This is a genomic window from Pseudomonas sp. GLN_2, from assembly GCF_043106005.1.
Taxonomy (GTDB): Bacteria; Pseudomonadota; Gammaproteobacteria; order Pseudomonadales; family Pseudomonadaceae; genus Aquipseudomonas; species Aquipseudomonas alloputida.
The window spans coordinates 1-12254 of sequence record NZ_JBICMC010000103.1; the positions used below are offsets into that span (position 1 = coordinate 1).

Below are 12254 nucleotides of genomic sequence, written 5' to 3' on the forward strand. Positions count from 1 at the left end.
TGATCCGAAAGGGTCACCCCTTTTTTCATTGTTCATTGCGCGTGTGCCGGAAAACCGCGGTCTGGACGCGAAGCGCCCGCATTCGAAAGTTTTTGATTTTTCTCAAAAAAAAGCTTTACAGGTACGCATCGGGCCACTAATATGCGCACCACACGACAGGCACATAGCTCAGTTGGTTAGAGCACCACCTTGACATGGTGGGGGTCGTTGGTTCGAGTCCAATTGTGCCTACCAAATCGAAAAAGGGCGATCAGAAATGATCGCCCTTTTTGCATTTGCCCCCGAAGCAGCGTGTAACGTTTGGTCGCGGTTCGAGCATACCCCGGCGTGCTAGAATCCGCCCCTTCGAATCTGGAGGTACACGCGTGCGCAAACTGGCTGTGGTAATGGCAGTGCTCGCCCTGGCGGGCTGTGAGAACGAGGTCGAAGGCGTGCACAAGCAGGTGGCCGAACACCTGCACAACCCCAAGACCGCCAAGTTCGGCAACGTGCGGATCGACACCCAGGGCACCATCTGCGGTCAGGTCCGCGGCAAGGACGATGCCGGGCAGTACGAAGCCTACCGCAGCTACGTGGCGATCAAGCGCGATGGCCAGTACGACATCATCGTTGACGAAACCGGCAACAACCTGCGTATCCGCGAGCTTTGCGGCGGAGCCGACCTGCAGCGCCGGGCTGAGGCGCTGGCAGACCAGCCGGCGCCCCAGGGGTGGGATGTGGAAGTGGTACAGGGCGCCAACATGGGCGCACTCAGCGATATGACGGCGCGCCTGATCGAAAAGGGCATCTCCTCTTCGGTGGAGTACCGTGACGGCAAGCCGGTGGTGCTGATGGGGCCGTTCCCCACCCGCGAAGAAGCGCAAGCGCGCAGGGATGAAGTGATGGCCAAGCTAGGTACCGATTCGGTTGTCATCCAGCACGGCGCAGCACGCTAGGTACGCAAAGTCTTGAGACGCAGGTCAGGCTGTTTCAACGCAGCATGAACAAGTATCAAGGCTTATCGTACAGCGCCTAAGCCGGTACAGTGGCGCCGCGGCCAAGGCTTGTGTCAGGCGCTGTTCACACAAGTTTGGCTATGCTTGGGTTGGGAGATGCCAAACGGGGAGGGCCTCATGTCTACACTGGAGCGGGCCATTGCCGTGGCCGCCAGGGCGCATGAAGGGCAATACGACAAGGGTGGGGCTGCTTATATCCTCCACCCGTTACGCGTGATGATGCGGGTTTCCACACCTGAACAGCGGATTGTGGCGGTGCTTCACGATGTGATCGAAGACACCCCGCTAACCCTGTCCGACCTGGCGCGTGAGGGCTTCGCGCTGAAAATCCTGGCTGCGTTGCTGGCGCTTAGTCGCCGCGAAGGCGAGCCTTACCAGGATTTTGTGGTGCGCTTGGGCGACGACCCGTTGGCGCGCACCGTCAAGCTGGCCGATCTGGCCGACAACAGCGACCTCTCGCGCATCCCTTGCCCGGGCCCCGCCGACCTGGCGCGGCTGGCCCGTTATCGCCAAGCCAGTGCCTATTTACAGGCGCTGGCCTGAGGATCAACCGCACGCCTTGAGGTTGACCGGCCCCACGAACGCGTTTCCTCGCCCCATCACGCAGGCGACCTGTTGGTTGCGTTGTTGCTCCCAGGCTTGCGGCGGGTAGGTCTTGTTCCAGGCTTCGAACAGCTGGCGGTCCTGTTTGGACAGGCGCAGGTTGTACTGCTTGCTCATGTAGAAGTAGGTGCGGGCGATCATGCCGCGGATCGACGGGCGCGGCATTACCTTCTTGGCCTTGAAGTCGACCTGGGTCAGGCAGCGGCCATACTGGCCGCGTTGTTCTGGTAGCCAGCCGAAGCTGAAGTTGCTGCGGTCGCCGTTGACCTCGCCGATGCTTGGCACCAGGTTGTGCAGGTCGGCTTCGGCGCGTTTGTACACGTCGTCATGCTGCGAGCACTGCTTGCGCCCGCCGCTTTGCCAACACTGGCGCTGATGGCCGATCTGCCAGGCGGGTACGATGTGCTCCCACTCGATGCGCGACGCGCGCTGGGCATTCTTGCGTGGGGCATAGCCGCAAGATGCCAGGTCGACCTTGTTGCCTTTGTATTTACAGCCGCAATAAAACTCGGTTGATTGCGGCGCATAGAGCTTCCAGGCGACCTTCTTGGCCTCCTGGAAGGTGCGCGGGGCGTCGGCTTGAACAAGCGGAGTGGTCAGTAACAGGCAAGCTGCTGCGAAAAGCGAAACGCTCATGCGCCGTCAATCTTCCTTCGGTACGGTCCAGAAAATCTGCACACCGCCATCGTCGCGATGGGCGAGGGTGACGTTGTCGTTTTCTGCGATCTCCTCAAGCAGGGTCTCCCAGTCATCCGGGCTTTCCTGTTCCAGGCGGAAGATCAGCGCCGCACGGCTGCGCTGGGCGGTGGGGCTGTTGATGATCTTCTGGATGCGTACACCCAGCTGTTCATAGCTGCTCGGGGTGGCGGAGGCGGTGCTGGACACAGGAATTTCCTTGCTTTGCTGTATGTGCATACAGTATTTCACTGTAAGTAAATTCGCAACAGCTTGTCAGGGGAAATCCAGCGTTGGTCTGTAAGCCATGACACCGTTCTGAAATGTAAGCGATGTTCGGGTTAGTGGCAGTGCAAAGCAAAACCTCTTTTTTGTCCTGGGTATGAAGTGAGACAGGCGGCGACTGAGGCTGCCTGCCTTCTTTATCGCTTCAGCAGGTTGTTGCGCTGGTGGCTTTCTTCGCGGCCGTACGGATGTGGGTGCCGTACAGCGTCAGGCCCGTGAAGGCCAGGCCGCCCACCAGGTTGCCCAGTACGGTGGGGATTTCGTTCCACACCAGGTAGTCCATGAGCGAGAAGTCGCCGCCCATGATCATTGCGGAAGGGAACAGGAACATGTTCACGACCGAGTGCTCGAAGCCCATGAAGAAAAACAGCATGATCGGCATCCACATGGCGATCACCTTGCCGCTCACAGAGGTGGAGATCATCGCGCCGACCACGCCCATCGACACCATCCAGTTACACAGCACGCCACGCAGGAAGATCGTCAACCAGCCTGCCAGCCCGTATTGCTCGTAACCCAGGGTGCGGGCCTCACCGATGCTGGCAATTTTCTCTCCCACGGCACCGGGGGAAGCATGGAAACCATAGGTAAAGACGAAGGCCATCATGCAGGCGACCGTAAGGGCGCCGGCGAAGTTGCCGACGAACACCAGGCCCCAGTTGCGCAGAATTCCCCTAACGGTGACCCCGGGACGTTTGTCCAGTAATGCCAGCGGGGTGAGCATGAAGACCCCTGTGAGCAGGTCGAAGCCCATAAGGTAGAGCATTGAAAAACCAACCGGAAACAGTACTGCGCCTAGCAGGGCTGAGCCTGTCTGTACTGCGATGGTCACTGCAAATACGGCCGCCAGGGCCAGAATTGCCCCGGCCATGTAGCTGCGGATCAGCGTGTCGCGAGTGGACATGTGGACCTTTGATGCGCCTGCATCGAGCATCTTGGTGACAAAATCGGTGGGTAGCAGATAAGACATGGCGGCTCCCTCAACTGCGGGTAATAGGCGGCACCCCTGGAGGGGTGCCGAGGGTTGGATGGGTTTACCAGGAACGGTATGGCAAGAACTTGCCATTGAGGGTCAACAGAACCCGGTCGCCTTTGGGGTCTTCGATTCGCTCGACATGCATGGAAAAGTCGATGGCACTCATGATGCCGTCGCCAAATTTTTCCTGGATCACGTCTTTCAGGGTCGGGCCATAGACGCCCACGACTTCGTACAGTCGATAGATCAGCGGGTCTTGAGGGATGGACTTGTCCCAGCCCTTGACTGGGAAAGCGGTCAAGGTGGTGGCGACTTGATCATCCAGCTCCAATACCTCGCAAAGATGCGTTGCCACTTCCAGCGGCGCGCTGTTCATGCCATAGCAGACCGATGCAAGCCATACCGGGGCCTTGCCCACTGCGTTGGCAAGATCATCCCAGCTCAGGCCCTTGCGTGCTTTCGCGGCCATGATCAGGTGATGCATTTCAAGTTTGTTCATTATTTCTGCTCCCGCAATTTGGTTTAAGGTGAACACACCCATAGCGAGAGATGTGCCAATCTCCATTATTTTTTAACTATCTGATTTTATTAGGTTATTTTTTATTGATAGCGAATTGGGTTGACGAAATCTCGTGAATTACGAACTCTCGTAATATTGTTTACGAAATTTCGTGAAAATCGGCTGAAGGATATGCATCTGTGACAGACGCCGTCGCCCTCGGATTCGCTGCCGACTCCGCCGTTGCCATGCTGTTAATCCACCCGGTAGATGATCGGGTACTGCAAGCCAACAACGCCGCGCTTGATTTACTGGGCTGCGCCGCAAATGAGCTGCCCGGTCATGCCTTTAGCCATTTTCTGCGAGGGGGAATCGCACTGTGGGTGAGCTTTACGGATGAGGTGCTGACTCAAGGCGAAGCGTGGTCGGACGACCTGCTGCTGGTGGATCTGCAACTGCGGCAAATAGCGGTGGAGGTTTCGGCTAGCGCGGTTGATGGCGGGAAAATTGTACTGGCGGTGCAGCGCCGGGACCTTCTGGAGCAGCGCCGTAACCGTGCAGAGGCGCGCCGGCAACACCGTTTGGGTCACGTGGGATGGGAGCGGATCAGCCAGGTGTTCGAGCGCATCCAGCAGCAAAACCGGCTGATTCTTGGTGCAGTTGGCGAGGGCATCTATGGGCTCGATACCCGGGGCCAGACCACGTTCATCAACCCCGCCGCCGAGCGTATTCTGGGGTGGAGTGCCGTCGACATGATTGGCCAGGATGCCCACCATTTGTTCCACCACAGCCATAGCGACGGACGTGCGTTCGAGGTCAATCAGTGCCCCATCCATGCTTCGTTCAGCGATGGACAAGTTCATCGCGTGGACCACGAGGTGTTCTGGCACAAGAGCGGCGAACCAATCGCCGTCGAGTACACCAGCACTCCAATCTTCGAGATGGGAAGGCTGGTGGGGGCGGTGGTGTTGTTTCGGGACATCCGCGAACGACAGCGCACTGAAGCGCGCCTGCGCGATGCGCTAAGTGAAGTAGAGCAGTTGAAGACTCGGCTGGAGATGGAAAACCAATACTTGCAGGAGGAAATCAACGCCCACGGCAATCACCACGAGATCGTCGGCGAAAGCCCAGCGGTCAAGCATCTGTTACAGCAGATCGACCTGGTCGCAGCTACCGACGCCAACGTGTTGGTCACCGGCGAGTCAGGCACGGGCAAAGAGCTTGTGGCTCGCGCTATTCATGCCAGCAGCCCCCGGCGCGACCGCCCTCTGATTCGGGTCAATTGCGCCGCGGTGCCCCGTGAATTGTTCGAGAGCGAGTTCTTCGGCCACCTCAAAGGGGCCTTCACCGGAGCGGTCAGCAACCGAGTGGGTCGCTTTGAGTTGGCAGACGGCGGAACCCTGTTTCTCGATGAGGTGGGAGAGATTCCGCTGGAGCTACAAAGCAAGTTGCTCCGTGTTCTACAGGACCGCCAGTTTGAGCCTGTAGGCGACAATCGCACCAGGGCCGTTGATGTGCGAGTTATCGCCGCAACGAACCGTGACCTGCGCGATATGGTCGCCCGAGGGGCGTTCCGGGAAGATTTATACTTCCGCTTGAATGTGTTCCCTATACGCTCGGTGCCCTTGCGGGAGCGACTTGAGGACATTCCGTTGCTCGCCAGCCATTTTCTTGAAAGGGCTAGCCTGGCGTTTAACAAGCCGGGCATTCGCATGTCGCTGACCCAAGTCGCGGTGCTTCAGCAGTACGCCTGGCCAGGCAACATCCGCGAGCTTCAAAATGTGATTGAGCGACAGACCATCGTCTCCCGAGACGGTCGCGTGAGCTTTCATGAGGTTCTGGCGCCAAACGGCCCGTCCAGTGGCCCAGTATCTTCAATTGCACAATGCCAGCCTGAGCCGACTGCCGACAAAGACTGGGAGCGGCAGATGAAGCTGAATGCGATCTCTGTGCTCAAACGAACAGCAGGGAAAGTCTCCGGCGAGGGTGGTGCTGCGCAATTGCTGGGGTTGAAGCCCACAACCTTGGCGTCTCGACTCAAGAAGTGGGGCGTTGATCCGAGAGATTACAAATAGAGCCGCTTGCGCAAGCCAGAGAAGAAACCCGCTGATGCGAGCCCAGTTGAGTGGCGGCGGGGCGGGTTGATCTGGAAAGGAAGCATGGCCGGTGATGCGGGGCACCGGCCATGGGGGGTTGATCAGTACTCCCAGAAGATGCGTTGCAGCTCTTTGCTGTCCTGGGTCTTGGTCATTGCCACCATCGCCAGGATCCGCGCTTTTTGCGGGTTCAGGTCGTGAGCCACGACCCAGTCGTTCTTGTCATCCGGCTGTTCGGCGTTACGCAGTACGAAACCACCCTGGTTGACATGCGACGAGCGGATGATCTGCACGCCGTTCTTGCGCAGTTCTTGCAGCGCCGGGACTACCCGCGACGATACCGAACCGTTGCCGGTACCGGCATGGATCAGCGCCTTGGCGCCGTTCTGTGCCAGCGCCTTGTAGGCGGTGTCGGTGACGTTGCCATAGCCATAGGCAATGTCCACCTGCGGCAGGCTGCTGATCTGCTTGATATCGAACTCGGAATTGACTGTATGGCGCTTGGCCGGCAGGCGGAACCAGTACGATTTGCCTTCCACCACCATGCCCATCGGGCCCCAGGCGCTCTTGAAGGCTTCGGTCTTGATGTTGACCGCCTTGCTTACATCGCGGCCGGACTGGATCTCGTCGTTCATGGTCACCAGCACGCCCTTGCCACGCGACTGCTTGTCGCTGGCTACGGCCACGGCGTTGTACAGGTTGAGCATGCCGTCGGCGGACATGGCGGTACCCGGACGCATCGAGCCGACCACCACGATTGGCTTGTCGGTCTTCTCTACCAGGTTGAGGAAGTAGGCGGTTTCTTCGAGGGTGTCGGTGCCGTGGGTGATGACGATGCCGTCCACGTCCTTGCTTTCGGCCAGCTCGGCGACGCGCTTGCCCAGCTTCAGCAGGTCGTCATTGCTGATGCTCTCGGAGGCGATCTGCATCACTTGCTCGCCACGTACGTTGGCGATGTCGGCCAGTTCTGGCACGCCAGCGATGAGCTTGTCGACGCCCAGCTTGGCAGCCTGGTAAGTGGCGCTGTTGGCAGCGCTGGCGCCGGCGCCGGCAATGGTGCCGCCGGTGGCGAGGATGACCACGTTGGCCAGCTTCTGTTGGGTTTCGGCTTCTTTGGCCGAGGCGCTGGATGGCAGGATCAGCAGCAGGGCGAGTGCGCTGGGGGCGAAGGTTTTGAGTGCGGCATTCATCGTTATTGTTCTCGCTTCCTAGTGAGATAGTTATTGAGTCGCGCAGGGCTATAGGCATTTTTCGTACCAAGGCACCACGCGTTGCCTGGGTTGGAGTGGCCGTGCGTTGCAATGGGCTGTGTAGCAGCCCCGACAATGTGTGGTGTTGCATTGAACCGCGCCTGCCAAAGGCAGCATTGCATTCGTAATTCCGAACAAATAAAGGAAAAGGTGTTCGGTTTTTCGGAAAAGACTGCATAATCGGCCCCAGCAGCACTTTGGCCTCCGAAAGCCAAACGGATTTGACAAACAACGGTCCTGTTACCATAGTTGGTCAACGCAAACGTTTGCGATCCGATAAAAAACACAAGATTCGGAGTCATCGTTCATGAAGCTGCCGTTCCCCGGTCGTCTGCTGGCCCTCGCTGTCATTTCCTCGCTTAGCCTCGCCTTGCCATTGTCTGCCGCCCACGCTGAAGACAAGCCCAAGGTCGCCCTTGTCATGAAGTCGCTGGCCAACGAGTTCTTCCGCACCATGGAAGACGGCGCCAAGGACTACCAGAAAGCCCACGCCGACGAGTTCGACCTGATCGCCAACGGCATCAAGAACGAGACCGACACTGGCGAGCAGATCCGCATCGTCGAGCAGATGGTCAATGCCGGCGCCAAGGCGCTGGTGATTGCACCGGCTGACTCGAAAGCACTTGTGTCGGCGGTGAAGAAGGCCATGGACCAGGGCGTGGTGGTGATCAACATCGACAACCGTCTGGACCCTGACCTGCTCAAGAGCAAAGGCATCAGCGTTCCCTTCGTCGGCCCCGATAACCGCAAGGGCGCGCGCCTGGTTGGCGATTACCTGGCCAGCCAGAAGCTCAAGGCCGGCGACCAGGTGGGCATTATCGAAGGCGTGCCGACCACCACCAACGCCCAGCAGCGTACCGCTGGCTTCAAGGACGCCATGGGCGCCGCGCAGATGAACATCGTCTCAGTACAAAGCGGCAATTGGGAGATCGACAAAGGCAATGCCGTCGCCGCCTCCATGCTCAACGAATACCCCGACCTGAAGGCCTTGCTGGCCGGAAACGACAGCATGGCACTGGGCGCTGTGTCCGCCGTGCGTGCCGCTGGCAAGGCCGGCCAGGTGCAAGTGGTGGGCTATGACAACATCAATGCCATCAAGCCAATGCTTGAAGACGGTCGCGTGCTTGCCACCCTCGACCAGGCCGCCAGCCAGCAGGCGGTGTATGGCATTCAGGCGGCGCTGAAAATGGTCAAGGGCGAAAAGCCTGATGTGGATGCCGACAACGTCATTCAGACCCCGGTCGAACTCATCACCAAGAAGCCCTGATGCTGCCAGGAGAATCGGCCATGCCTGCATCGGCCAATGAAGTGGTGCTTGCCGCCAGCGGCCTGGGCAAGACCTACGCCCAGCCCGTGCTCGGCGAGGTCAGCCTGAGCCTGCGCGCCGGTGAAGTGCTGGCCCTGACCGGCGAGAACGGCGCGGGCAAGAGTACGTTGTCCAAGCTCATCAGCGGCCTGGAGGTGCCCACCACCGGGCACATGACCTACCGTGGCCAGGCCTACGCGCCCGGCAGCCGCAGCGAGGCCGAACGCCTTGGTGTGCGCATGGTCATGCAGGAGCTGAACCTGCTGCCGACGCTGACCGTGGCGGAAAACCTGTTTCTCGACAACCTGCCCAGCCGTTTCGGCTGGATCAGCCACAAGCGCCTGCGCCAGCTGGCAACGGCCGCCATGGCTCGGGTCGGGCTCGACGCCATCGACCCGGACACCCCTGTCGGCGAGCTGGGCATCGGCCATCAGCAAATGGTCGAGATTGCCCGCAACCTGATCGGTGACTGCCATGTGCTGATCCTGGATGAACCCACTGCCATGCTCACTGCGCGCGAGGTGGCGTTGCTGTTCACCCAGATCGAGCGCCTGCGCGCGCGCGGCGTGGCCATCGTCTATATCTCGCATCGCCTGGAAGAGTTGCAGCGGGTGGCCCAACGCATCGTTGTGCTGCGCGATGGCAAGCTGGTGTGCGACGAGCCGATCCAGCGCTACAGCAGCGCCGAGCTGGTCAACCTGATGGTCGGCCGCGAGCTGGGCGAGCATATCGACCTTGGCCGACGGCAGATGGGTGCACCGCTGCTCAAGGTCGACAAGTTGTGCCGCGGCGACAAGGTGCGCGAGGTGTCGTTCGAAGTCAGGGCAGGGGAGATTTTTGGCATTTCCGGCCTGATCGGCGCCGGCCGTACCGAGCTGTTGCGCCTGATCTATGGTGCCGATCGCGCCGACAGCGGCGGTATCGCGCTCGGCCAACCGCCGCAGGCGGTAAACATCGACTCGCCCAAGGCTGCAGTGCGGGCCGGTATCGCGCTGATAACCGAAGACCGCAAAGGCGAGGGCCTGCTGTTGACGCAGTCGATCAGCGCCAACATTGCATTGGGCAACCTGGGCGCGGTATCGCGGGCCGGCGTGCTCGATGGCGAAGCGGAAAAAGCCTTGGCCGAACGCCAGATCCAGGCCATGCGCATTCGCAGTGCCGGCGCGCAGCAGGTGGTGGGTGAGCTGTCTGGCGGTAACCAGCAAAAAGTGGTGATTGGCCGCTGGCTGGAGCGCGATTGCCAGGTGCTGCTGTTCGACGAACCCACGCGTGGCATCGATGTGGGCGCCAAGTTCGACATTTATGGCCTGCTGGCCGAGCTGGCGCGCCAAGGCAAGGCCTTGGTGGTGGTGTCCAGTGACCTGCGAGAACTGATGCTGATTTGCGACCGCATCGCCGTGCTGTCCGCCGGCCGCCTGATCGACACCTTCGCGCGTGATCATTGGAGCCAGGACCAGTTGCTTGCCGCCGCCTTCGCCGGTTATCAGAAACGTGACGCGCTGCTGCATGATGCAGCCCCCAGGATGGATGCATGAAAACCACCCCGCTCAACAACCAGGACGCCGCCCCCGTGCGCCGCAGCGGTACCTACTTTGGCCTGGGCACCTACCTAGGCCTGGCTGGCGCCTTGCTGGCGATGATCGTGCTGTTCTCGTTCCTCAGCAGCCACTTCTGGTCGTATGGCACCTTCAGCACGCTGGCCAACCAGATCCCGGACCTGATGGTGCTGGCGGTGGGCATGACCTTCGTGTTGATCATCGGCGGCATCGACCTGTCGGTGGGCTCGGTGCTGGCGCTGGCCGCCTCGACGGTGAGCGTGGCGATACTCGGCTGGGGCTGGGGCGTGCTGCCCTCGGCGCTGCTGGGCATGGCTGTGGCCGCATTGGCCGGCAGCATTACCGGTGGCGTCACCGTGGCCTGGCGCATCCCGTCGTTCATCGTCTCGCTTGGTGTGCTGGAGATGGCCCGTGGCCTGGCCTACCAGTTCACCGACTCGCGCACCGCCTATATCGGCGACGCCTATGCCTGGTTCTCCAACCCGGTCGCCTTTGGTGTTTCGCCAGCGTTTATCATCGCCTTGCTGGTGATCGTGCTCGCCCAGTTGGTACTGACGCGCACGGTGTTCGGCCGTTACCTGATCGGTATCGGCACCAACGAAGAGGCCGTGCGCCTGGCCGGTATCGATCCGCGCCCTTACAAAGTGCTGGTGTTCGCCCTGATGGGCCTGCTCGCCGGCCTGGCCGCACTGTTCCAGATCTCGCGGCTGGAAGCCGCCGACCCCAACGCCGGGTCTGGCCTGGAGCTGCAGGTCATTGCCGCCGTCGTGATCGGCGGTACCAGCCTGATGGGCGGGCGTGGCTCGGTCATCAGCACCTTCTTTGGCGTACTGATCATTTCCGTATTGGCCGCCGGGCTGGCGCAGATCGGTGCCAGCGAGCCGACCAAACGCATCATCACCGGGGCGGTGATCGTCATCGCCGTTGTGCTCGACACTTACCGTAGCCGGCGCGCGGGCCGGCGGAACTGACACCATGGCAACCATCAAAGACGTCGCGGCACTGGCGGGTATTTCCTACACCACCGTGTCCCATGTACTCAACAAGACCCGTCCGGTCAGCGAACAGGTGCGGCTGAAGGTGGAAGCCGCCATCATCGAACTGGATTACGTGCCCAGTGCGGTGGCGCGCTCGCTGAAAGCGCGCAGCACGGCCACCATCGGCCTGTTGGTGCCCAACAGCGTCAACCCGTACTTCGCCGAGCTGGCGCGGGGTATCGAAGACGCCTGCGAGCGCAACGGCTATTGCGTGATCCTGTGCAACTCCGACGACAACCCGCAGAAGCAGCGCAGCTACCTGCGCGTGCTGCTGGAAAAACGCATCGACGGCCTGGTAGTGGCCTCGGTGGGCCAGGACGACGACCTGCTGCAAAGCCTGGCGGGTGTGCGCACGCCAATGGTCATCGTCGACCGTGAGCTGGAAGGCGTCGATGCCGACCTGGTGCGCATTGACCACGAGCAGGGGGCGTACCTGGCCACCCAGCACCTGCTGGAGCTGGGCCATCGCGACGTCGCCTATATCGGCGGCCCCGCCGAAACCGGGGTCACCCAGCTGCGCCTGAGCGGCTTCCGCCGTGCCATGGCCGAAGCCGGTGCGCCTGTACTGGGCAGCCGTGTACTGCACTGCGACTTCACCAGCCCGGGTGGTCATGCAGCGGCGGCGCAGGTGCTGGAAGGCAAGCGGCCCTCGGCGATTTTTGCCGGCAACGACATGATCGGCTTTGGTGTGCTGCGCGCTGCAGCCGAACGCAATATCAGCGTACCCGGCGAGCTGTCGGTGATCGGCTTCGACGACATCGAACTGAGCCGCTACGTGTACCCACCACTGACCACCGTGGGCCAGTCGATCCGCGAGCTGGGCGAGAGCGCTGCCTCGTTGCTGCTGACGCGTATCGCTACGCCCCGGCAAGGCGCGGCGGAGCAGCGCATTGTCGCCCCGCGTATCGTCTTGCGTGAGTCCACCGGGCCGCGCCCGGACCTGTTCAATGAATACCGCTAACGCTAAGGAAACGTC

Annotated in this window: 13 protein-coding genes and 1 tRNA gene; 9 read left to right on the forward strand and 5 right to left on the reverse strand. The window is 60.8% G+C overall.

Translation table 11 applies throughout. The features are described 5' to 3' along the window. The 4 genes from ACF8Q6_RS24945 to ACF8Q6_RS24960 form a co-directional block, all read left to right on the forward strand. Positions 1-193: hypothetical protein (locus tag ACF8Q6_RS24945; protein ID WP_392499639.1), on the forward strand; the 193-nt coding region annotated here is incomplete at its 5' end. Beyond that, positions 158-234: transfer RNA gene (locus ACF8Q6_RS24950), tRNA-Val, on the forward strand. The genes ACF8Q6_RS24945 and ACF8Q6_RS24950, both read left to right, overlap by 36 nt. Positions 235-365: 131 nt before the next feature. After that, on the forward strand, positions 366-935 hold the full coding sequence (locus tag ACF8Q6_RS24955; RefSeq protein WP_392494213.1) for an SPOR domain-containing protein: 570 nt from the start codon (positions 366-368) through the stop codon (positions 933-935). A gap of 177 nt (positions 936-1112) precedes the next feature. Further along, on the forward strand, positions 1113-1538 hold the full coding sequence (locus ACF8Q6_RS24960; protein WP_392494211.1) for a GTP pyrophosphokinase: 426 nt from the start codon (positions 1113-1115) through the stop codon (positions 1536-1538). Positions 1539-1541: 3 nt separating this feature from the next. Here ACF8Q6_RS24960 and ACF8Q6_RS24965 read toward each other — a convergent pair whose 3' ends face one another. The 4 genes from ACF8Q6_RS24965 to cynS all read right to left on the reverse strand — a co-directional run bounded on the left by ACF8Q6_RS24965 (position 1542) and on the right by cynS (position 4033). Beyond that, positions 1542-2234 (reverse strand): endonuclease, encoded by a 693-nt coding sequence (locus ACF8Q6_RS24965; RefSeq protein ID WP_392494210.1) that lies wholly within the window; start codon positions 2232-2234, stop codon positions 1542-1544. Positions 2235-2240: 6 nt separating this feature from the next. Then, complete coding sequence (locus tag ACF8Q6_RS24970; RefSeq protein ID WP_012273132.1) at positions 2241-2483, reverse strand: DUF1654 domain-containing protein; 243 nt, start codon at positions 2481-2483, stop codon at positions 2241-2243. A gap of 220 nt (positions 2484-2703) precedes the next feature. Next, entirely contained in the window at positions 2704-3528 is an 825-nt protein-coding gene (locus ACF8Q6_RS24975; RefSeq protein WP_004574329.1) for a formate/nitrite transporter family protein, read from the reverse strand. Positions 3529-3592: 64 nt separating this feature from the next. Next, a complete protein-coding gene (gene cynS / locus ACF8Q6_RS24980) occupies positions 3593-4033 on the reverse strand; it encodes a cyanase (RefSeq protein WP_392490117.1) in 441 nt (146 codons plus the stop codon). 200 nt (positions 4034-4233) lie between these two features. Between cynS and ACF8Q6_RS24985 the strand changes: the two genes are divergently transcribed. After that, positions 4234-6108 carry a sigma 54-interacting transcriptional regulator gene (locus ACF8Q6_RS24985; RefSeq protein WP_392490118.1) on the forward strand — a complete coding sequence of 625 codons (1875 nt, stop codon included), beginning with the start codon at positions 4234-4236 and terminating at the stop codon, positions 6106-6108. Positions 6109-6230: 122 nt separating this feature from the next. Here the strand turns inward: ACF8Q6_RS24985 and ACF8Q6_RS24990 are convergent, their stop codons facing one another. Beyond that, on the reverse strand, positions 6231-7319 hold the full coding sequence (locus ACF8Q6_RS24990) for an asparaginase (protein WP_003250634.1): 1089 nt from the start codon (positions 7317-7319) through the stop codon (positions 6231-6233). Positions 7320-7686: 367 nt separating this feature from the next. Between ACF8Q6_RS24990 and ACF8Q6_RS24995 the strand changes: the two genes are divergently transcribed. Genes ACF8Q6_RS24995 through ACF8Q6_RS25010 form a run of 4 tightly spaced genes read left to right on the forward strand, consistent with a single transcriptional unit; the run spans position 7687 to position 12239 of the window. Continuing rightward, complete coding sequence (locus ACF8Q6_RS24995; RefSeq protein ID WP_392490119.1) at positions 7687-8646, forward strand: sugar ABC transporter substrate-binding protein; 960 nt, start codon at positions 7687-7689, stop codon at positions 8644-8646. Positions 8647-8666: 20 nt separating this feature from the next. Next, positions 8667-10220 carry a sugar ABC transporter ATP-binding protein gene (locus tag ACF8Q6_RS25000; protein WP_064491415.1) on the forward strand — a complete coding sequence of 518 codons (1554 nt, stop codon included), beginning with the start codon at positions 8667-8669 and terminating at the stop codon, positions 10218-10220. Beyond that, the gene (locus tag ACF8Q6_RS25005) at positions 10217-11212 is read left to right on the forward strand and encodes an ABC transporter permease (RefSeq protein ID WP_010953403.1); all 996 of its coding nucleotides are present in this window, start codon (positions 10217-10219) and stop codon (positions 11210-11212) included. The genes ACF8Q6_RS25000 and ACF8Q6_RS25005 overlap by 4 nt, the downstream gene beginning before the upstream one ends. A gap of 4 nt (positions 11213-11216) precedes the next feature. Beyond that, positions 11217-12239, forward strand: coding sequence for a LacI family DNA-binding transcriptional regulator (locus ACF8Q6_RS25010; protein ID WP_003250641.1), 1023 nt, complete (start codon positions 11217-11219; stop codon positions 12237-12239). Positions 12240-12254: the final 15 nt, after the last annotated feature.